This window comes from Leptospiraceae bacterium, assembly GCA_024233835.1.
Taxonomy (GTDB): domain Bacteria; phylum Spirochaetota; class Leptospiria; order Leptospirales; family Leptospiraceae; genus JACKPC01.
Genome location: JACKPC010000003.1, coordinates 96,806 through 118,338, shown reverse-complemented (window position 1 = coordinate 118,338; position 21,533 = coordinate 96,806). Strand labels below are relative to the sequence as shown.

At 36.6% G+C, this 21,533-nt stretch carries 15 protein-coding genes; 5 read left to right on the top strand and 10 right to left on the bottom strand.

Annotated elements, in window-relative coordinates; translation table 11 throughout:
* Positions 1 to 24: 24 nt before the first annotated feature.
* Positions 25 to 2,775, bottom strand: a complete 2,751-nt coding sequence (locus H7A25_15015) for an adenylate/guanylate cyclase domain-containing protein (GenBank protein MCP5501212.1) — start codon at positions 2,773 to 2,775, stop codon at positions 25 to 27.
* 143 nt (positions 2,776 to 2,918) lie between these two features.
* Between H7A25_15015 and H7A25_15010 the strand changes: the two genes are divergently transcribed.
* From H7A25_15010 to H7A25_14995, 4 genes are all read left to right on the top strand, one after another.
* Positions 2,919 to 3,560 carry a class II aldolase/adducin family protein gene (locus H7A25_15010; GenBank protein ID MCP5501211.1) on the top strand — a complete coding sequence of 214 codons (642 nt, stop codon included), beginning with the start codon at positions 2,919 to 2,921 and terminating at the stop codon, positions 3,558 to 3,560.
* Positions 3,561 to 3,592: 32 nt separating this feature from the next.
* On the top strand, positions 3,593 to 4,090 hold the full coding sequence (locus tag H7A25_15005; protein ID MCP5501210.1) for a 2-C-methyl-D-erythritol 2,4-cyclodiphosphate synthase: 498 nt from the start codon (positions 3,593 to 3,595) through the stop codon (positions 4,088 to 4,090).
* 222 nt (positions 4,091 to 4,312) lie between these two features.
* A complete protein-coding gene (locus H7A25_15000) occupies positions 4,313 to 6,250 on the top strand; it encodes a SpoIIE family protein phosphatase (protein ID MCP5501209.1) in 1,938 nt (645 codons plus the stop codon).
* Positions 6,247 to 8,805 carry a PAS domain S-box protein gene (locus tag H7A25_14995; GenBank protein ID MCP5501208.1) on the top strand — a complete coding sequence of 853 codons (2,559 nt, stop codon included), beginning with the start codon at positions 6,247 to 6,249 and terminating at the stop codon, positions 8,803 to 8,805. The genes H7A25_15000 and H7A25_14995 overlap by 4 nt, the downstream gene beginning before the upstream one ends.
* Before the next feature lie 117 nt (positions 8,806 to 8,922).
* On the opposite strand, the gene H7A25_14990 is transcribed toward H7A25_14995, so the two are convergent.
* The 9 genes from H7A25_14990 to H7A25_14950 all read right to left on the bottom strand — a co-directional run bounded on the left by H7A25_14990 (position 8,923) and on the right by H7A25_14950 (position 19,346).
* The gene (locus H7A25_14990; protein ID MCP5501207.1) at positions 8,923 to 10,413 is read right to left on the bottom strand and encodes a hypothetical protein; all 1,491 of its coding nucleotides are present in this window, start codon (positions 10,411 to 10,413) and stop codon (positions 8,923 to 8,925) included.
* Between the two features lie 469 nt (positions 10,414 to 10,882).
* Positions 10,883 to 11,380, bottom strand: a complete 498-nt coding sequence (locus H7A25_14985; protein MCP5501206.1) for a hypothetical protein — start codon at positions 11,378 to 11,380, stop codon at positions 10,883 to 10,885.
* The gene (locus tag H7A25_14980) at positions 11,370 to 11,678 is read right to left on the bottom strand and encodes a hypothetical protein (protein MCP5501205.1); all 309 of its coding nucleotides are present in this window, start codon (positions 11,676 to 11,678) and stop codon (positions 11,370 to 11,372) included. Before H7A25_14980 ends, H7A25_14985 begins: the two co-directional genes overlap by 11 nt.
* A gap of 76 nt (positions 11,679 to 11,754) precedes the next feature.
* Positions 11,755 to 13,578, bottom strand: a complete 1,824-nt coding sequence (locus H7A25_14975; protein ID MCP5501204.1) for a penicillin-binding protein — start codon at positions 13,576 to 13,578, stop codon at positions 11,755 to 11,757.
* 17 nt (positions 13,579 to 13,595) lie between these two features.
* Positions 13,596 to 14,153, bottom strand: coding sequence for a signal peptidase I (lepB, locus tag H7A25_14970; GenBank protein ID MCP5501203.1), 558 nt, complete (start codon positions 14,151 to 14,153; stop codon positions 13,596 to 13,598).
* A gap of 8 nt (positions 14,154 to 14,161) precedes the next feature.
* Positions 14,162 to 15,712 carry a VWA domain-containing protein gene (locus tag H7A25_14965; GenBank protein MCP5501202.1) on the bottom strand — a complete coding sequence of 517 codons (1,551 nt, stop codon included), beginning with the start codon at positions 15,710 to 15,712 and terminating at the stop codon, positions 14,162 to 14,164.
* 18 nt (positions 15,713 to 15,730) lie between these two features.
* Complete coding sequence (locus H7A25_14960; GenBank protein MCP5501201.1) at positions 15,731 to 16,468, bottom strand: 1-acyl-sn-glycerol-3-phosphate acyltransferase; 738 nt, start codon at positions 16,466 to 16,468, stop codon at positions 15,731 to 15,733.
* Complete coding sequence (folP, locus tag H7A25_14955) at positions 16,461 to 17,276, bottom strand: dihydropteroate synthase (GenBank protein ID MCP5501200.1); 816 nt, start codon at positions 17,274 to 17,276, stop codon at positions 16,461 to 16,463. Before folP ends, H7A25_14960 begins: the two co-directional genes overlap by 8 nt.
* Positions 17,277 to 17,279: 3 nt before the next feature.
* Positions 17,280 to 19,346 (bottom strand): amino acid permease, encoded by a 2,067-nt coding sequence (locus tag H7A25_14950; GenBank protein ID MCP5501199.1) that lies wholly within the window; start codon positions 19,344 to 19,346, stop codon positions 17,280 to 17,282.
* Between the two features lie 142 nt (positions 19,347 to 19,488).
* Between H7A25_14950 and H7A25_14945 the strand changes: the two genes are divergently transcribed.
* Positions 19,489 to 21,531, top strand: a complete 2,043-nt coding sequence (locus H7A25_14945; GenBank protein ID MCP5501198.1) for a methyl-accepting chemotaxis protein — start codon at positions 19,489 to 19,491, stop codon at positions 21,529 to 21,531.
* The last annotated feature ends 2 nt before the right edge of the window (positions 21,532 to 21,533 follow it).

Below are 21,533 nucleotides of genomic sequence, written 5' to 3'. Positions count from 1 at the left end.
TCATATGATTTGAGGTATCATTGCTTACTCTAATATTTCATATTTCACTTCTTCTTCATCTCCACTTTTATTCTCTTTTGGAGTTTCGATTTTTAGAAGTGTTCTTAGTTCTTGAATGCTTTTAGGACAGCTCTCATCGTCTTTTCTTCCGAGAACAGCGTAAATAGTCTGAGGAGCTGATTTCCCTTTTACCTTAATGGCTTTCATTTTTTCCAGTCTGTAGTTATTGGAAACGAGTTTATATAAATCTTCGGTTATCAATATATCTGTTCCAAAAGGTTTATTCAATGCCTCTACTCTGGAAGCGAGATTTACTGCATCACCAATAACGGTATATTCCAAACGTTCTTCAGAACCAATTTGTCCTGCGATGACGGGGCCAAAGTTAATGCCGCAACCAATTTTTATAATGGGTTTCTTGGCTTCACCTCTTCCTTCATTAAATTTAATCAGCTCTTTTCTCATAGTTAAAGCTGCATCGATAGCATTTTCTGCATCGTTTCCCCGTGAATAAGCGGCTCCCCAGGTTGCCATAATTGCATCACCGATAAATTTATCTACGATTCCATGCGTATTATTGATACATTTTACCATTACCGTCATATACTCATTGAGGAATTCGACGACTTCTTCCGGTTCTAGAGCCTCGGAAATAGCTGTAAAACTTCGAATATCCGAAAAGAAAATCGCCGCATTTTTCTTTTCTCCGCCCAGACGTAATTCCTTTTTTAATACCATTTCTGCTATTTCAGGATTTACAAATTTTCGAAGAGCATCTTTCATCTTATCTCGTTCTATAAGACCTGTTACCATAGAAGTTAAGGTTTTACTTAAACTGCCAATTTCATCTCTACTTTTTATATCAAAACTAACATCTAAAGAACCCATTCCCACGATAGCAGCCTTACGACTGAGTTTACGAATATTTCGAACCATAACCGAAGAAAATAAAAAGGCGAGGGCTATAGCGGTGATTCCGACAAACCCGGCATTCGAAACAATTTTTTCAATATCGGAACGTATTTTAGACAGACCTTCTGTTTTATCCACAATCGTTCTTGTGAATCCAGCCACATTACTAATGAATAATGTATTGGCCAGGCCATCTATAGAATCCCCTTTTCCGAGTAAAGTCTGGCTATCCAAACGCCACATTTCTTCTTCTATTTCCGAACGACTATGGGAAAGAATTCCGCCTTCGAGGGTATCGATTTTCGTTTTATTATATTTTATACTTGGAATATCAGTTTCAGAGCTGGCAGAAATAATCCACTTACGTATGTTGTTATATTTCATTAAGGCTATATTTTGAAAATCTTTATCTCTAAAATAACTTTTATAAAGACCGGAACGGTAGCGAAACCTCAAGATGGAATATTCATAAAGAGCCACTTCTCTCAATTGATGAATCGCATCATATAGTTTTCGTTCCCGAACGGAAAGTCCGGGTTTATCGAGTGGAAAGTATTTATTATAGAGTTTTTCTCTCTCATCCAATAACTTATTATATTGGGAATAATATTGACGAAAATCTTTATCTTTTGAAGGCTTACCTTTCTTTTTTTCTCTGAGTTCTTTCAAGCGCTCACGAAGCTTATCCGAGAGAGTTTTAAATTCAGCAGCTAATTTCTCTTCTTGTTCTAACATGTTTATAAATATTTCAGAGAAAGAAGGTTTTTTTAAATTGAGTAATAACAATCTGGCCCTTTCGGCAATGACATGATTTCGTAAGGAAGGTCGAAAGAATATTTCATAAACCTTTCCCTCTATTTTAATTTCTTTAGAAAAAGACTCAGGCTGAATTAGTTTTTTTATATCAAGAGTTTTTACACGTTCTTCTAATTCATCCCGTATTATACCGGAACTGGTAAAATCGGAGGCATTAACACCTAACTTTTCTTCATCAAAAATGTTGGTATCAAAATTTACTTTGGTTTCATCCATGCCAAATGATTGAATACGAATAAGAGACGTATTTAAACCCATTTCTTCAATACTTTCTTTTTGTTGCTTATAGAAGAAATCATTGATTTCCTTATTTAACAGAAACAGAGAATCATTTAATTTTTTTTCATATTCCTGTATTTTATCTGAAAGTTTCTTTTGTTTCTCTTGAAATTTTTTGGAGTCCTTGTCCTGAATCTCAAAACTTAATTCAGTCAATTTCTCTTTTTCTTCTTCCAGTTCATTACGTACTACCACTATTTTGTTCGCCAGTTTTTGAATTTCACCAAATTTATTCTTGCTGATGGGGACTCCATTGATATCTCTCATCTGTGCCTTGATATTATCTTCTATCAGGGCTAATTTTTCTGCATTTATATAAGAGGAAAAATAAGTATCTACATAGAAATACCGTCTTTTGTCGCGAGTGTCAATAAAGTTGCGACTGAGTGTGTTTAATTTACCCAGGACATTTTTAGTAAACCAACTTTTTTTCTCTACCACCCGACTGGTTAGCCTCCTATATTTTTTAAGCTCCCTGGTTCTGGCTTTCAATCGATTTCGAAAATCTTCCATTAAGAGCCAGCTCGATGCAATATTCTCCAGATCTAAAACAATTTTTTCTGTATATTTCCGAAGAGGTGTAATTTCTCTATCCAGACTTTCTGTTAGAGTATCATATTGCTGCCTGAGATAAATGGTTGAAACGAGACTCAAAATAAGGATCACGAAAAACGCTGTAAAAAAAGATAGTTTGGCTCTGATTCCGGGAATAAATAAAGAGAAAAAATTCTTCATAGTTAGGTCATATGCTATATCTAATTCTTGCATAAGCAAGAATTTTTCGAAGCGGTAAATGTTTTTTTTAAACGAGTTTTTGTTTAAAAAGAATTGAAGAGTTTCCCGTGGTTAAAATTTTTAATTCTTTTACAAATTATTCATATAAAAAAAACTGTAGTATTGAGGTATTAAAAATGGATGAAGGCGTTGTAAAATTTTCCTATAGCCACAGAAGACAAAACCTTTCTCTCGGGAAGCAGGCGAGAAATCTTATTAACTTACGAAATTCAGTTTTTAAAAAAGGATACCTGGCGAAACGTGAAGATGGTAAAGCATCCGGCAGCATCAGTATCAGAAGCGGAAAGTCGAATTCATTTTTAATCAGTGGAAAACAAACCGGAGAAGTTTTTAATTTTACAGAAAAGCATATTTGTCTTGTAGAGTCTTTTAATCTGGAGGCTTTTTCTCTTATTTCGAAAGGAGAAACAAAACCCGGAAGTGAAGCCTTGATCCATGCTTTGCTGTACAGTCTGGATAGAAATATACAATGCGTGGTTCATATAACAGAACCAAGACTTGTTTCTTATACCGAAATGAATCCTTACCCATCCACAGTGGAAACCTACGGTACAGTAGAACTACTGGAACAAATCAAGCTTATCATTAAAAATAAAGCAATTCAGAATTCAAGTGGAATATTGCTTATGAAAGGTCATCAGGACGGAATTTTAAGTTTTGCTAAAAAGGAAGCAGAAGCAATACAACAAATAGAAGAAATCGAGAAATCCATCTTAAAACAAAGCTCTTTAACTGAGTCCGGAGATGTAATTAGCTAAAACTCTAAAGTTTTATAGTTGGAGAAGACTATATGTATAGAATTGGAAATGGGATAGATTTTCATAGATTAGAGTTAAACGAAAATAGACCTCTTATTTTGGGTGCTTATATCATCGAGTCTGAGTATGCCCTTGTTGGACATTCTGATGCTGATATCATTCTCCATGCTCTTGCCGATGCAATTTTGGGGGCACTCGCTATGGGGGATATCGGAGAACATTTTCCGGATACAGATCCGGCGAATAAAAATCTGGATTCAAGTATTATTTTAAAACATGCTCTTTCTATAATGAAAGATAAGCATTATGAGTTAGAAAATATTGATATAACTGTAATTGCACAGATTCCCAGGTTGTCACCGCATAAAAATGACATTCGAAACGCCCTTGCTCATCTACTAAATTTATCCAAAGACCACATTTCTTTAAAAGCCACAACAACAGAAAAAATGGATGATATAGGAAAGGGTCTGGGTATCAGTTGTTATGCTGTTGTTTTATTAAAAAAATTTTTACATAAGTTTCAATAGTTCACAATGGGGGAGAACGGATTTTTTTACATACATCCAAATGCTATTCTATTCACAACAGTTTTTTTGACCTGTTTTATTTTCGCAATTTATCTTTTGGTTAAATTCCGACTCAAGAATATCGAGTCGAGGTATCTCTTTTTCTATTTTACAATTCTCCAATTATGGTCCTTTAGTTGGATGCTTCCTTATTATTTTTTAAAACCTGAGTTGGAACCCTACATGTCCCTCATCAGTGACCAAATAAATTTTGCTCCTTTCTTTTTTACTCTGTTTGTTTATCACTTCTTCAAAGATACTTATCCGAAAGAAAGAAAGATTTTCTTTTATCTTGCCGGTTTCATAAATATTGTTTTATTATTTTATTCTATTTATACTGCTTTAAATGGGAAGATTGAGTTTTCACCGGATTGGGAGCTATATTATACCAGATATTCTCAAAAAGGGACAGAAGAATTATTTTCTATATTTCTTCTTCTGCAATATGCTTTTGTTCTCGTACTCATTGTAAGAAAAGCTCAACTTTTAAAAGGACGAGTTGCCAGAACTTTACATCTCTTTAATATACTGGTTATAGCTCAACTGTTTCTTTCTGCCTCAGCTTTGTTTAATGGAATGGGTTTGTTTTCGAATACATCCCATGTTTTTGTACTTACCAGTGGTTCTATCATCATCTCTTTTTCTATTGTAATTGTATATTTCAATAACTCAAGATTGTTCTCCAGCTTTTTATCTAAAGCTTCGGCTGCTTCTCTTTCTTTATTTTTTCTTTTCGTTTCTGTTTCTGCTATCCTTACGGGTAATGGTCTAAAAGAATCATATCAAAACAGGCTTTATTCTGAGTTTAAAATTCTGCAAAAAAAAACATCTATTCAAAATGTATACTATTATTGTGAAGAGAAGCTAAATACAAAACTTAAACTAAATAGTCCATACTTTAGGATCACTTATTCAACATTTCCACAGAAGAAATTTTTTTATGAAATATTTGAAAGGAATGAAAATAAAACTTGCTATTATAAAAAAAATTATTTAGAATATCGTAAAGAATTACATGATGTTTTTATTCAATATCTTATGCTATTATTTGCTTTAACTATACTATCTTTGTTATTACTTCCGGTATTTTTCTATCGAACCATCACCAGACCTATGAGGTATCTTCTGGCCGGAATGCAGGAAATTAATCGTCGTAATTTTGAAGTAGAAGTTCCTGTTTTCATGAGAGATGAAATTGGGTATCTCGCTAATTCCTTTAATCATATGACCAATACCATCAAGGATCTAACCCAAAATCTTGAAATAAAGGTAAAGAATAGAACGAGAAGACTTGAAAAAAGTTTTATACATATGAAGTCTTTAAAGGTGAAGCAGGATGCAGACTACTATTTAAGTTCACTTCTTCTTCGACCCTTCTCTTCTATTAACTGTAAAAGTTCTATTGTAAGAGTTACTAAATTTCAAAAACAATTTAAGAGTATCTTTTTTAATCATAAGTTTCATGAGATAGGAGGAGATATTTGTATTGCCGATGAAATCTTCTCCAGTAAAAATCGTTATTGCATTTTTGCAAATGCCGATGCTATGGGGAAGTCTTTGCAGGGTGCCGGGGGGGCTCTGGTTTTTGGAGTAGCGGTAAAAACTCATATTGAAGAAGCAAAACGCAGTTCTGAGTTTAATCCTGAAATATGGATTCGAAAAGTTTATATGGAACTTCAAAAGCTTTTTTTATCCTTTGAAGGGACTATGCTATTATCCTTTGTGATGGGAATTGTAAATGAGAGAACAGGAGAAGTGCATTTCATTAATATAGAGCATCCCAGGGCGGTTTTATACAGAGATGGAATCGCAAGTTTTATGGAAAACGAATCTTCTCAAGCAAAATTAGGTCATTTTTTTGCGAAGCTGATTCCTGAAATTCAAGAATTTCAATTACAAGAAAATGATATAATTATTGTGGGAAGTGACGGAAGAGATGATATACTGATAGGAGATGAAGCCTCTGAAATCAATTACGATCATAATGATTTTTTAACAAGGGTGGAGGAAGGTAAGGGAGATCTTAAAGAAATATATAATACCATCAAAAACAGGGGAAGGCTTACTGACGATTTAAGTCTAATGAAAATTGAATATAGCAATCAGAAGGCTAATCGATGAATAATGAAAAGTCTAAACTGATTCTTCTGGTAGAAGATGATATTATTATATCTAAAGTTCAATCCAAGGTTATCAGTAAGTTTGGTTATAGTATTGTGACTGCCGGTAGCGGCGAAGAAGCAGTATTTTGTATCAAGCAAAACCATGAGATTGATTTGGTGATAATGGATATCGATCTGGGCGATGGAATTGACGGAACCGAAGCAGCAAAACAAATTTTAAAATTAAAGTCTCTGCCTATAGTATTTCATACTTCGCATTCTGAAAAGGAAATGGTCGAACGTGTAAGAGGAATCACACGATACGGCTATGTCATAAAAAATTCAGGGAACTTTGTATTACAATCCTCGATTGAAATGGCTTTTGAATTATATGAAGCCCATAAAAAGACTCAGGAGAGCGAAGAATCTCTCTCCACCACATTGCAGTCTATTGGTGATGCTGTTATTGCAACTGACATAAACGGGAAAATAATCCGTATGAATGGAATCGCAGAGAAAATGACTGCTTGGACCTTTAATGAAGCCAGAGGTCAATCTCTCATAAATATTTTTAGAGCTATTAATCTCAAAACCAGACTTCCGATTGAAAATCCGGTAGAAGTTGTATTAAAAGAAAAAAAAATTGTTCGAATCTCGGAACATACTGCTCTTTTAAGTAAAGATAATAGGGAGTATTTAATATCCGACAGTGCAGCTCCCATAAAAGATAAAAATGGAAATATACAGGGAGTAATTCTTGTTTTTTCAGATATTACGGATAAATACTATGCCGAAGAAGCCTTAAAGAGAAGTGAAGAAAGACTTCAACTTACATTAGAATGTACAAATATTGGGGTCTGGGATTGGGACATTGTTCATGATAAATGGTATGCTTCTCCATCTTTTTACAGTATGCTTGGCTACAAAGCGGAAGTTGAAGCATCCGATAAAGACATTTGGAACCAGAGAATCCACCCGGAAGACAGGCAATTAGCGAAAAAAGTTATTAAAGAAGCTCTTATAGGAAAGGAAGAAAGCTATCAATACGAAGCGAGGATGTTACATAGAAATGGCACTTATAGATGGCACAATGTATTTGGCTATATTATAGATAGGGATTCTACTGGTTATGCGACCCGCCTGGTGGGAATTCGCATCGATATAACTGAAAAGAAACTTTCAGAAATAAGTTTGAAAGAGAGTGAAAAATTTTTTACAGCTATTTTTGAACAGGCTATAGTTGGTGTTGCAGAAATTGATACTGACACAGGTAGGTTTTTAAACGTTAATAAAAAATATGCTGACATTGTCGGATATTCAGTTGAAGAAATGCTTGAATTAGATTTTCTTAAAATAACCCATCCGCAGGATCTTGAAATTGATCTACAGTTTATGAAACAGCTTAAAAGCAATGAGATACGGGAATTTTGCATGGATAAACGTTATTTCCATAAAGATGGTGGAATTCGCTGGGTAAACTTAAGTGTAACTCCTCTCTGGAGACTCGGACAGAAACCGGATAAGCACATAGCTATTGTTCAAGATATAACAGAGAAAAAGTTAGCTGAGGAAAATATACAAAATGTACAAAGGACTCTATCTACACTTATCTCGAATTTGCAGGGTTTAGCGTATCGTTGTAAAAACGATAAAAAATGGACTATGGAGTTTATGAGTGAGGGGATAAAAGAACTATCCGGTTATTCAGCAGAAGACTTCGTAGAAAACAAAACCCTATCTTATAATGATGTAATTCATCCGGAAGATACGGAATATGTATTTAATGAAGTACAAAAAGCTGTAAGAAACAGAAAGCATTTCACTTTAACCTATAGAATCATCGATTCGAGTGAAAGAGAAAAGTGGGTCTTAGAAAAAGGTCTCCCCATATTTTCTTCTGAAGGAGATTTGCTTTCTATAGAGGGTTTTATAACCGATATAACAGAAAGAAAAATGGCTGAGTTAGAGATAAGCAGACTGTTAGAAGAAAAAGAAATTATTTTAAAGGAAGTCCACCACAGAGTCAAAAATAATATGATGGCAATTCACAGTCTTTTATCGATCCATGCGAACATATCCGATAATCCGAAGACTTATGAAATTTTACAGGATGCAGCCAGAAGAATCCATAGTATGGCATCTTTATACGATAAATTATTCCACAGTTCAAATTTTACTGATATGTCCTTACAGGACTATTTAAAACCTCTAATATATGAAATCACAAGTACTGTAAGTCACTCAATAGAGCTCAGTATTCATACTGACTTCGAAGAAATTATCGTTCAGGCGAAAAAGTTGTTTTCTTTGGGAATTGTGATAAATGAGATTATCACTAATTCATTGAAATATGCTTTTACCGAGACAAAGAAAGGAACTTTAAGCATTTCAGCCCAAAAAAAAGAAAAGCAGGTTTTCATCACAGTAATAGATGATGGCAAGGGTTTTTCAATAACTGATAGCCATAAAGGATTCGGTATGAAGCTCATCGGAATGCTAATGAAACAACTAAATGGAAGCTTTTATATAGAAAGCAATCAAGGCACCCGAGTGTATCTAGAATTTCAGGGATAAGCAAAAATTCTAAGAATATACCATATCCGCTCAAATTCTTACTGACTGCCGGTTTATGATTTTTTTAGCACAATTACCGACAGTCAGGGGAATGTCTCCCTGATTTTTACAATATACTTAAAAACTATAACTTACGCCGTAATGTAGAAGCCTTGCCACTGCGACAGCAGAAGATTTTTGTGCGAAAGGAATTGGAGTCCGAAATTTCCAGGTATTGGTATCCAGGTCATAAGAGTCTATGTAAGCTCTTAAGCCTCTATATCGATCCGGGTCTTTATAATAGGTTTTCATATAATCCCCCTGCAAGAAAAACGTAATCCTACTTTCTGGACTATAGGATAGGAAAAGAGCAACCGTATCATTTTCCCTGATAGCTCCTGCTTTTTTGAAATCCAAATTTGTGCCGAATTTCTGACTATAGTATAGAGAGTTGTAATCCGCTGCCTGTAAATGTTCCGTATTCAATATTTTTGCACCGGATACATAAAAACCAGAAGAAAAACTCTCCGTAATTTTATAATTAACGCTAAACCAGCCCCCTTCCTCCTCTATAGAATAAAAATTTAATGTATTAGAACTCATTAAATCTTTAGCAAAACTTCCATTAGAAGTTATAAAACCATAGCGACTGGAAGAATAGTACTCTTTAAAGGTCGAACTTTGTATTTTGCTCAAACCCAGTGAGTTCAGGTTAGCTGTGTTTCTACCATAGTTCATTTCAGTTCTTAGGTTTAATCTCTTATCTAAAAAATTCAGGTCCATACCGAGAGCGGCACCTCCCGAAGCAGCTGATTGAGGAGCACTGTTATAGGGCAACATGTTTACATTATATAGAGTATTTAGATTGTAATCAAGGTATGTATTATCCCGAGTACTATCGATACCACTTTGTCTGTATTTTAGATTAGTGACAAGAAAAGAAGCATAAAAATCCATATTAGCGATTGGGGTAAATTTCACTTGAGTTCCCAGGGTAGGTGTAGAGTTAAATTCCACATCAATAACCGGATAAGAGTTTGTATTTTTTCCGGTTACCCCGAGTGCCAGACTTAATTCTAAGCTTTGAAAAGGAGAATATTTAAAACCTAACTGCTCTCTCTGCCAGCCCAGATCGCCCTGTTGGAATAACTTACCGATCAAATTAAATGTGTGAGGCTTTAAAGGAGCAAATATATCCCACATTTGACCTGCAAAAATTTCAAATTGATCAGCAGGTTTATAGCTTAAAAATAACTGACGCAAACGAGGGCGAACACTCACATTTCCCTGACTCTGGTCAAAATCAATAAAATCTATTTCGGCAACGCCTTTCATTTTTTTATCAAGGCTATGCTCAAATCCGATTCTTGTGGCATAAGGAGAAAAGCCCCAGCGCGAATTAGAATCGCTGGCATTTACCTGCCTTTTTACAGCCGTAACCCCGTTAAAATTTTCTTTTCCGAAAGACATTACTGCTTTATCTGCATAATTTCCGTAAAAGAAAATAAAACCGTATAGCTTTGTTTCGGGAGTAGGAGCTGTAGGAGCCGCCCCTTTAACATTTCCCTCTTCAGCGAATATCATTGAAGTGAAAAGTAATGAAAGAAAAATGATAATATGATAAAACATAATTTAATCCTTAATTAGTATATTTATATATCTTTTGTAAAACAGTTTATCTATAATTTTAGAAAAATAAAGTAAAGCGTGTATCTATGAATAAACTAAAAATACGGAATATAAAATAAAATAATGTAATTTCTTCTTTGTCGAATAGCTAAGCGATTCAGTTTGAGCTATTTTTAAATCCGAATATTCAATCTTGTTAAAGTTGTATTCGAAAGGTAGATAAAAAAAATTGAAACTTCCGCCGGTAAGCGTGTCTTTTTCCAGATTAGATTTCGATTGGATTATAGCACGAGATTTATTACCTGAGGTATACTCGCATTCTTCATATTCCGAAGAAATAGCAGCAATGTCGAAAGGGAATAAAAAAATAGAGAAAAAAAAGAAAAATAAATATTTTACAATACTTCTTTTTTTCATCCCGTACTAGGATAATAAGGACATATATAAATGCAAGTAAATTAAAAGGAAGTTAGGCCTGTATGGCTACGCTTTTTTGTAGTTCTTTTTCATAGACGAGGTAGCCGGAAAAATTATAGATCACCCTGCGGATTTTATCTATTTTTTCAAGGCCTCCGTTAATCAAATTTTTCTGTAAATAGGAATATATATGAAATGGATCCCCATAAAATAAACAAACATAACCGTTCGCGAGACTTTGAATCCTGTCGAGAATCGTCGCTTTGGGCAAAAAAGAGGGGGTGAAACGAACGGTTAGCACATCTGATTCTAAAAGTGGTAACTCGCTTTTTGCAGGAGAAAGCATTTCCATCCCGGCTATAAAATTCATAAAACCGGAATCACAAAGAAAATGTTCAAAGTCTTCTGAGCCGGGATCTAAAGATAAAAACCGGGACACTTCCGAATCGGAAGGTGGTGAAAGTGGTTCCGCACTTAATACCACATAGGCTTCGAGATTCGATTGTATAGAATGTAAGAAATTTTTATGGGGGCTCGGTTTACTCGTCATAAGTTTGTATATAATGATCTGTCTTTCGCAATATATCCCTTCTGCTTTTTATCTCGGAATCCTGTTCGAGGCTATGTCCGAGATTCCGACAATGATGAGCTTTTATCATCTTGGCATTATCAGAAGAATCCTCAATGGAGCGTATAAAACCTTTCCAGGCTAAAAAAATCTTAACCTTATAAATTACAAAACCGAGAAGAGAATTTGCGTTCCCTCCTGTTTTATCGGCTATTACCCGACCGAGAAACGTCCTCGAACTCGCGTAATCGTAACTTGCATCATACTTTCGGTCTTTCATATTATGTCACATAAAGGATGTACACTTAATTTACACGGTCTATAAAAACTGTAAACCTCTTTTTTTTAAAATCTTCCTATTTTTTATTCCCCGTTTCAAAATACAGGTTCCACTGTATATCTTTTTGTACGGAACTTCCCGCAGGTGGTTCCTGTCTGTAGCAGTAACCTGAACCGAATATACGATAAGTGACAGGATATTGTTTAACTAATTCCAAACTTTCTTTGACAGTCATGCTCTGGAAATTTGGAACCTTATTTGAATTGTGTGAATAGGTCTTGTTTGCGGGTTTTTGTAAGGTGAAGGAATTCATAGAATCCCCGGATTTTATAATCGGAATGATATTTTCCACCACCTCCTTAAATACCGGTGCGGCAATTCCACCTCCGGAATGTACATCTCCTCCCGGCTCATCGAATAAAATCAGACCTACTATCTTCGGGTCATCGGCCGGGAAAAAACCAAGGAATGAGGCACTAAAGAGTCCCGCTGCATAGCCCTTGCCAGGTTTTGCTTTTTGGCCGGTTCCGGTTTTTCCGGCAATGGCATAATCCTGTAAGTAGGCATTTTTCCCCGTTCCTTTTTGAACTACTTTCTTTAGGGCCTTTAACATCTGTTTGGTTGTGTTGGGTTTAATTCCAATAGAAATCGTGTCGGGTTTTAATTTTGTTACCACATCTCCACTCTTACTTGTAATATGAGATACTAATAAGGGTGTATGGATATTACCTCCATTAACTACAGCCGCGGCAGAAGTCACAAGTTGAATAGGAGTAACAGATATTCCCTGTCCGATGGCCATGAAATATGCGGTACTGGGTGTCCATTCTTTCAATTCCGGGAAATAGCCTTTGGTTTCATTATTTGAAATACCAATCCTTTCACCAAATTTATATTTCTTTAAATACTGGTATATTTTGGCATCGGGAACTTTTTGAATAGCTTTTATGATTCCAACGTTACAGGAATACTGTAAAATTTCTTCCAGATCTACAAGACCGTGTATACCACCACATCGAACCAGTCTGTCTCCAAATTCAACGTAACCCGGGCAATAAAACTTTTCATTGTGATCCATTTTTCCTTCGTTTAAGAGGATCATTGCCATAAAAATTTTCATGGTAGAACCCGGTTCATAGATATGGCGAATCGCCCAGTTCGTGGTAGAAGAGGGAGGATACTCATAATAACGGTTTGGATCAAAATTTGGAAAACTTGCCATGGCCAGTACATGACCGTTATTAACATCCAAAAATACCCCGATTGCTTTTTTAGACTTGGTTTCCTTGAAGGCCCTTCCCAGAGAAGTTTCTAAACGGTACTGAATCAAGCTATCAATTGTTAAATAAAGATCATTGGCCTGGTATTTATAACCTTCCGAAACCGTTAAGAGTTCCTGGTTATATGTGTATTCCAGACCGGAAAGGGCTTTGTTATCATCCAGACCGGTAAAACCTATAAGGTTGGAAGCGAGGGTTCCATTCGGATAAACCCGGTGGAATTCTTTTTCTCTTCTCACACCGGGTAAACCCATTTGCATAATCCTTCTTGCTAACTTGTTATCAATTTCGCGTTTCAGCAAAAAGTAATTAGATTTATCTCGAACCATTCGCTCAATTTTCTCTGCCGGAATATCTAAAAGTGGAGATAAAACACTGGCTGTGAAGGCAGGGTCTCTGACTTCTTCCGGGTTTATTCCTATAGTAGAGGCATCCTGGGATATGGCAAGTTCCATGCCCCGTCTATCATAAATAATCCCTCTCTGAATCCGCTTAATTTCTTTGTATTTATGGATGTTACCATTAAAAAAAGAAAGAAAGGTAACTCTTCCGAGCAAAACCACAAATAACAATAATAATAAAAGGAGTAAAAATAGCATCCTTTCTCTGTAAGAATCCAGAGGAGTAGGTTTCGGGTTTACTTTATCAGCAAAAATAGTAGTTCACCTCTTAATTTAATTTTGGGTATCAACCCAATTTTTCTTGAATCTGTTGTATTAGAACGATTATCTCCGAGAACAAGAAAATAATCTTTGGGAATTTGTCCTTCTCTAAAAATTACCCGAAAAGGATGAGCGGGTAGTATAGAGGCAGAATCAGAAGGAGGAACGGTTCGAACTCCCTCTTCCAGATATCCTTCTGATAGAGCTTTGGATTGAATATAAACTTTATCATTTTTAAACTCGTATTCATCCCCCGGTAAACCCACAAGTCGCTTAATCAGCATTTCTTGTTTGGGATCTTCGAATAGAACAATACTCAATCGTTTCGGTTGCCACTTTGAGAAAAGCTGAAACTCTGTTTTCAATCCCGGTATTCGAAATGGATAAGCAAATAAAGAGACAAGGATAATAGAGCCATCCTGTAAAGAGGGAGCCATCGAATTTCCTTCCACTATATAGATCCGGAAAAAGAAAGTGCGAATACAGATTATACTCACAAAAAATAAGGTAATGATAGTTATCTTTTTTTTCACAAAAAAGCTTAACGAATTTCTAAAACAGTTCCTTTGATAAAACAGGACAGCTTCTTACCTGAATGGGTTTTTAGATAAGACCGGATCTCCGAAGGCTTTAAAAGAAGAAGTTCCGGAATTTCTCCGGAATGAAGATGGGTGTCTGAAGGAACATTTGTGTAGCCGGAAGAACTGGTTTTATCTACCTGAAAGGTGGTTTTAAATGTAACGAGTTTTCCGACAAGAGACGGTTGAATGGAACCAAGATATATCCAGGATGAATAATGACCGGTTTTTATCAGAACCTTTTTCCAGGATTGAAGATCACTACCAAATAAAGAGCGGGTTAAGTTTTCTAATAAGAAGCTGACATCTGATTGCAGATTTCCAACCTCGAGAATCTTTTCTCCTGTAACTTTAGAATAGATAGCTACCATATTATTCGGATGGGGATAGTCCGCATAGGCGTAGATCCTGGATTCTTCTATACTTTCCAAATTATTTGTGTCTATAATTCCCGGATTTACCCCGGAGCGTTTATTGAAATAAATTTGATTGTCTTTTAAGAATATCATTCGATAGCCCTTATTTGTTCCCACCTTTTTAAAAGAGGTAATAGCCTGTAAGGGTGTACCGCTTGCTCCGGCTGCTCGCTTTAAAGCTCTCAAAGACTGATTATTCCCGCTGGAATTGGAAACAATTTTTATGGAATATCCAAGTTGCTTTACCGATAAAATTCCGGATTGTAGGTTATAAATTTCGGAAGATTTAAGTTTTACATCCGTAAGTAAAATTACTTCTCCTTCCAGGCCGGCTGCACTGCCCCTGAGTTTATGGAGACCATTAATAATATGGTTTGCTGTGACTTCTCCACCATACCGAATGGCTTTTAAGGCTTCTTCAATCTTTTTCGTTTCATAAGTGGGAGAAATATAGGTAGTACCTGCTGGTCCGAATAGTAATAAGCCCACCGGAATATTTTGATTTCGAATGACTTTGCGAATATACGGACGAATCGCCTGAATTTCCCGCATAAAAGAACCGGAAAGATCCAGAGCAAATATTAGTTCTTTCTTACTTTCTTTCGATTCAGAAGAAAGCTCTTTTTTTAAGCGGGGCGGAAACATCTGAAGCAAAGTTTTTAAACTATCTTCCAGATCTGAATAAATTTCCCCGTATAAAAAACCCTCCTTCCTGTTTATTACAGTACCACTGCAATTATATAATTCGGTTACAAGATACGGTCTCTTCACGAAATCCAGCTCTGACCAGACTACATACGAGACATCCAGGCCCTGACATATTCCTGAGATAGTAGATCTTTCAAGCTTTTTTCCTCTCAGAACCTTTCCGGCTTCCATCCATTGCTGAAGCTTGGAAACATCAGCTACTTCTATAACAAAATTATCCCTGGCATAAAAAGAAAAGAGAGAAGACAGCTTATAATCAAGTTTTTCTTCATTTTTCCATTCTGCCGGAAGATCCCCATTTACATGAACGGGGAAAAACGCAAGATCTCCGGAAAAGAGTACCGGAGTATATAATAAGATACAAACTAAGAAGCTGAGTAATTTCATCATACGTAAATTTCCTTATATTCAATATGAAGCATAACCTTCTTTTAAGCCGGCTAATTCTCTCAAAGAATTCGCCAGCTCTTCTGTTTTTAATTCCAGAAGCTTTTTGTCTTTTAATTCTTCTTTACTAACATACATGGGCTTTCCATAGTTAATCTCTATCTGGAAAGGCAATATGGCAGGGAAAGGTATCCAGGCCTGAAAGTTTAGTTTTTGAAGCTCTATATTTGCCAGAAGCGGCCAGGCCTGTTGTGTATTTTTAATTCCCACCGGAATTATAGGTACACCGGATAAAGCAGACCAGGTTAATGCACCTGATTGTAAAGGGTATAGTTTATCGGCATCCCAGAGTAAATGGTTTCGACCCTCCGGGAAAATCCCCACAAATCCTCCCTGCTTCAATTCCTCTAATATCATACGATTGGTTTTGCTGAGCGGATATTTTTTCTTTGTTTCTTCAGAAGCCGTTGCCCCGGGGGGATTTAAAGGTATGGTATTGGCAAATTTCAAAATATCTGAATAAACGGGTTTGTCCAGCATCCCGGCCCAGGCCACAAAACGGATAACTTTTCCAAAAGTATTTTCCGTGGCCAGTAAAAGCATAGCCGGATCCAGAAGACTGGGGTGATTCGGAGCTAAAATAGCAGCACCTTCCGGAACATTTTCCTTACCTGTAATATTTACACGGTTATATATATGAAGAATGAATTTACCAAAAGGGCTTTGTAACAGATCACTCAGGCTAAAAGAATTATCCATTTGATTTTCCTCTAATATACTGCAAAACTTTCATTCCTTCCCATAATGGTTTTACCTCATGGGTACGAATATAATCAACCTTTTTCTCATAAAGATAGAGTTCAGTAGCCAGACTGGCATTCTTTCTTTCGAGAGGAGCTAGTCCACCCAATATAGTTCCTAAAAAAGATTTCCGAGAAACGGAGACCATCACCCTTCCAAATGCTTCTTTAAATCGGTGTATATTGCGTAAGACGGTAAAACTGAGTTCCGGATCTTCTCCTAAAAAGAAGCCCATACCGGGATCGATAATACATTTTCGAAGGGGAATATTTGCCCGCAAGAGAGTTTCAAACCTCTTCTCGAAAAAAGATAGAATTGTATCCATAATTGTTTCGGGAGATAAATAGCTTTTTTTCCTGGCTTTAAACAGATTCGAATGGGAATACATCAGGATAAGCTCCGGAAGCTGGTTCTTATATTCCTGTAAGATAGCAAGACTTTCCTCATCTTGAAAGGCATTTATATTGTTTATAAAACTCACTCCGGCCTCAATGGAAGAACGTATAACTGCTGGTTTAAAAGTGTCTACAGATACTCGAATAGACTTTTCTTGTAAAAAAGTAATCATGGGTCGTAATCTTTTCCATTCTATTTCAGGTTCTATCCAGTTTGCATCAACATTAGAAGACTGGGCTCCCAGATCAATTACATCAGCTCCTTCATTGTATAACTCAAGAGCTTTTTTTTGTGCTTCTTCTATTTGTAAATACTTTCCACCATCGGAAAAAGAATCATCTGTAATATTTACAATGCCAAAAATATCCATTAGTTAAAAACCACTTTCACTATAATCTTTTTTTATCTTTCGGATCCCTATCGGTTCCCCAATAATTGTTACCCGATCTTTTTCAAATAAAAGGGTATCTCCTCTCGGTATAATTACTTCTCCCTCTCGATAAATCAGGGCAATGAGAGTGCCATCCGGCCAGCGTAGATCCTTAAGCTTTTGACCGATAAGAAAACTACTCTTATTATTTTTACGTAGTTGTAAGGAAAAGAATCTTTCTTCATGAAGTAGGATTTCTTTTATATCCTGTTCTGTTTTTGCTGTTTTCCATTCTTCCAGGAAACTCTCTCCATCAATTCTTTCGGCGATCTGTGCAAGAATTCTCAGATGTTGTCTTGGTAGTTTTTTGGAACCTACCAGGAAGAAAAGTGCCTGAATCGGGTCTTCCGGCATACTTTCTCCCCAAAATTCCCTGGCCAATTCGATTTTAATTCCCGGTGTTCGCACAATTACGAGTTCGGGTTCATCGATATCTTCCAGACGAATATGAGGCAGGGCAGCTCCATGAGAAACCGGCGTGGCCCCAATCCGGGTACCCTGTAAATACATTTCTTCAATTTTCGAAGCTTCGAGAGGAATTTTCTTGGATAATATTTCCGAACAGAGTTTCACGATTTGTTCAAAACCGGAATCATCCTTAATATCGAGAACCCTGGCCCTGGCTACCAGATTGTCGAATGGATCATTGGCCCGAAGCCCTTTCTCTCGTAAAATTTGTCTGAGTTCTCTATCCAGCCCTTCAAATTTTAGCTCTCCGAGCTTTGCAAAATAATGGAAGATGGCTCCTCCTCGGGAAACCCTTTTACGGGCATAATAAAAATACCAGAGAATTCCCAGGGCCACAAGACCGATAGTAAATGCCATCGAAAGCAAACCCAGCTCAAAAATAAACCAGAGAGGAGCAAAAAAGCCAAGTATGTGTAGCCAGGGGTAAAAAGGAGAACGATACCCGGGGTCATAGGATTCAATCCCGCTTTCTCGCATGACAATGACAGCCAGACAGGTAATCGCAAACATTAATAGCTGAAAGGCACTGGCCAGTTTGGCGATTTTCGTAGGTTCCAGTAAAAGAAGAAAAAGAAAAATAAAAAAAACGGTTAGAAGTATAGAATAGACAGGAGCACCCGTTTTCCCGACTTTTTGTAGAAAATCGGGAAGAAGCCTGTCTCTTCCGAGAGCGAGAGGGTAACGAGAAGCCGCCAATATCCCGGCATTGGCTACGGAGGAAAAAGCGAAAACTGCCGCAATAGTAATCGTAATCAGGCCGATTCTTCCTCCCAAAATCAGGGCTGTATCGGCTGCCGGGGTCAAGCTCCCCCGGAGAGTTTCCGGTGGAACCACCCCTACCATCACAAAAGAACCAATTCCATAAACCAGAATTGCCGTTCCCAGGGCCAAAAAAATTCCGAGAGGCAGGTTTCTCTCCGGATTTTCGACTTCTTCTGCTACGCTGGCAATTTGTGTAAGTCCCACATAACTAACACAGAGAAAGCCTGCTGTACTAAATATAGATTGTACACCTTTCGAGAAAAAATTGGAAAAATGGGAGTAATCTACGGCCTGTAATCCCACACCGGCAAACCAGAAGAGGATTCCCAGCACTCCCATAACCAGTATAGCCTGAATCGTTCCGCTTTTTTTGGCTCCGAGAATATTGATTAGCATAAATACAAAGGCAAACGCACAGGCCAGAGGAGTGATAGGGACGCCCGGTATAAGAATCTTCATATAAGCACCAATACCAACCAGGGCAAAAACTGTTTTAAGAATGACAACAAACCAGACTCCGATTCCTCCTATGGTTCCTACCATAGGCCCGAGACTCCTGTCTAAAAAATAATAAAGCCCTCCGGCTCTGGGCATAGCGGTAGCTAATTCTACAATACTGAAGATACCGGGAATAAGGGGCAGAGCTGCAATCAGGTAGCTCAGGATCATGGAAGGCCCCGACATCTTAGAAGCAAGGCCGGGAAGAAGAAAAAAACCGGAACTTAAGGTTGCGCCGGTAGCAATAGCATAGATATTAAAAAGTCGAAGTTCTTTACTCAGACGTTTTTTTTTTCAGTTGGCATCATAAAGACAATCTGGTAGTAATATTTCGTTGCCAAGCTTTTATTTTATCCGGGTTAAAAATTCTTACTTTACAAGCCCGCTTATAAATAGATATAAATTTTAATCTGGGAAACATGTCTTGAAAAAAAGAATTATACAAAATGTATTTTTATTTATCTTTCCGGTTATTCTCTTGGGCCTTCTCACTCTGAGCTATCTTGTCATAAAATCTTCTATGGAAAGGACAGTGCGGAATGTTGAAAAGAATTCAAAAAGTCTTGAAATTTATTTAGACAGTACCCGTGAAAAAGCTCTCTGGGTTGCCAGTGCGATGGCTTCTATTGAGGGACTGGATAAAATTTATGCGATGAAAGATGAGAATCGTGCCAGAAGGGAACTCAAAGAGTTAACACTTCCTTATTATAATAATTTTTTAAAAAATTTGAATATTTCTAAGGCCAGCATTCACTACCATAAACCACCGGTAAAAAGTTTTCTTCGACTCTGGGTGGATGATCCAAAAAAAATGGGGGGAGATGACCTCTCCACATTTCGTCATTCTATTGCTGAAATTGAAAAGATACAGAAACCCATCACTACAATTGAAGTGGGCAGGGCGGGACCTGTTATTCGGGCACTGGTTCCTATTTTTTCCCAAAAAAAATATATAGGTGATGTAGAATGTTTTTTTCCTATGAATAATATTGCCAGTTTGTTAGATGAGAAAGATGTTGCTGTTACCATACTAACAGAAGAAGCTACTCAACTCCTGGATAAGAAAATTGCACGCGGACTGGATCCGGATTCATTGAGCTATAAAATAGGCCCCTATTATTACCATGCTTCTTCCAATAACAAACTTCCTCCCGAAATAAAAAAAATAAATATAGAAGATTTAGAAAAATCTCATACAAAGTTAGATAATTCTTTTATAAAACCTATACCACTCAAGGATTTTCAGGGTAAGGAAATAGGAAAACTCATTTTATTAGTCGATGAATCTGAAAATCTTATTGAACTTCGAAACATTATTCTATATTTTTTATTCGCTACCATATTAGTTCTTGTTTTTTCCTTCATTCCGGTATATATCATTGCCGGAAGAATCCAATTGCCCATTTTAAAAGTTAGCAATTCTTTACAGAATATTGCAAAAGGAGATGCCGATCTTACCCAGGAAATAGGAGGAGAATTTAAAGATGAATTGGGAAAACTTACAGGAGAATTTAATGTATTCCTAAAGAAGCTTCGAGATATTATTTCTGAAGTTAAAAACTTAAATTCTAAACTTCTCAAATCCTTTAATTCTCTTTCTTCTTCTACTCTTGTCCTGAATGAAGATTTCAAAGTGGAATTAGAGTATGTATCACAAGTGAATCATGAGCTAAAAAACCTTTTAGACAGCAGTCATTTGATGCATGAAACAGGTAACAGTCAGCATAATACCATACAAAACCTCAGCAATACCTATGAAGATTTTTCAGAACTAATGGGAAATACCGCTAGTAATATTCGAGACATATTTAAAACTATAGATAGGGTAAACGAGGAAGGAGAAAAAGCCCGTTCGGATATGGGGCTTATGCTACCCGGTATGCAGGTGATGGAGAAAGGTTCCTCCGAAATTTTAAAAGTTATACGACTCATTCAAAATGTTTCAAATCAAATCAATCTTCTGTCTTTGAATGCTTCTATTGAGTCTGCCAGGGCCGGAGAACACGGAGATGGTTTTGCGGTAGTCGCCGATGAAATCAACAAATTAGCAGAAAAAACCGGTAAGAACACAAGGATGATTCGAGAACTTTTGGAAAAAAATGATGTCCAGGTAAAAGAAGGGCTTACCATGGTTCAAGAAGTAACCAGCCGGATTTCATCAATTTTGGAATATATTTCTTCTATTAAAAAAATGGCCAGTTCCACCGATAAATATGTGGATAAAAACCAACATCTGAGCGGTATAGTAAAGGAAGAGATAAATAAACTTAAAGAACATACTTCCCTGTTTAAATCTAAATCAGAGCAGCAGGAAAAAATATTAAACCAGATTCATCTTGATTTGGATCAAATGAGTGCTAAGGTCTTTGAAAATGCAGAAAGCATAGATGAAATTGTTTCCTCCATTGATAGTCTTAGTTCTATGGTAGAAAACCTGGACAAACAGCTTTCCCTTTTTAAAATATAGTA

Coding starts and splice junctions, on each gene's coding strand:
- H7A25_15015 (MCP5501212.1), bottom strand. CDS start 2,775: ATGCAAGAATTAGATATAGCATATGACCTAACTATGAAGAATTTTTTC.
- H7A25_15010 (MCP5501211.1), top strand. CDS start 2,919: ATGGATGAAGGCGTTGTAAAATTTTCCTATAGCCACAGAAGACAAAAC.
- H7A25_15005 (MCP5501210.1), top strand. CDS start 3,593: ATGTATAGAATTGGAAATGGGATAGATTTTCATAGATTAGAGTTAAAC.
- H7A25_15000 (MCP5501209.1), top strand. CDS start 4,313: ATGTCCCTCATCAGTGACCAAATAAATTTTGCTCCTTTCTTTTTTACT.
- H7A25_14995 (MCP5501208.1), top strand. CDS start 6,247: ATGAATAATGAAAAGTCTAAACTGATTCTTCTGGTAGAAGATGATATT.
- H7A25_14990 (MCP5501207.1), bottom strand. CDS start 10,413: ATGTTTTATCATATTATCATTTTTCTTTCATTACTTTTCACTTCAATG.
- H7A25_14985 (MCP5501206.1), bottom strand. CDS start 11,380: ATGACGAGTAAACCGAGCCCCCATAAAAATTTCTTACATTCTATACAA.
- H7A25_14980 (MCP5501205.1), bottom strand. CDS start 11,678: ATGAAAGACCGAAAGTATGATGCAAGTTACGATTACGCGAGTTCGAGG.
- H7A25_14965 (MCP5501202.1), bottom strand. CDS start 15,712: ATGATGAAATTACTCAGCTTCTTAGTTTGTATCTTATTATATACTCCG.
- H7A25_14960 (MCP5501201.1), bottom strand. CDS start 16,468: ATGGATAATTCTTTTAGCCTGAGTGATCTGTTACAAAGCCCTTTTGGT.
- folP (MCP5501200.1), bottom strand. CDS start 17,276: ATGGATATTTTTGGCATTGTAAATATTACAGATGATTCTTTTTCCGAT.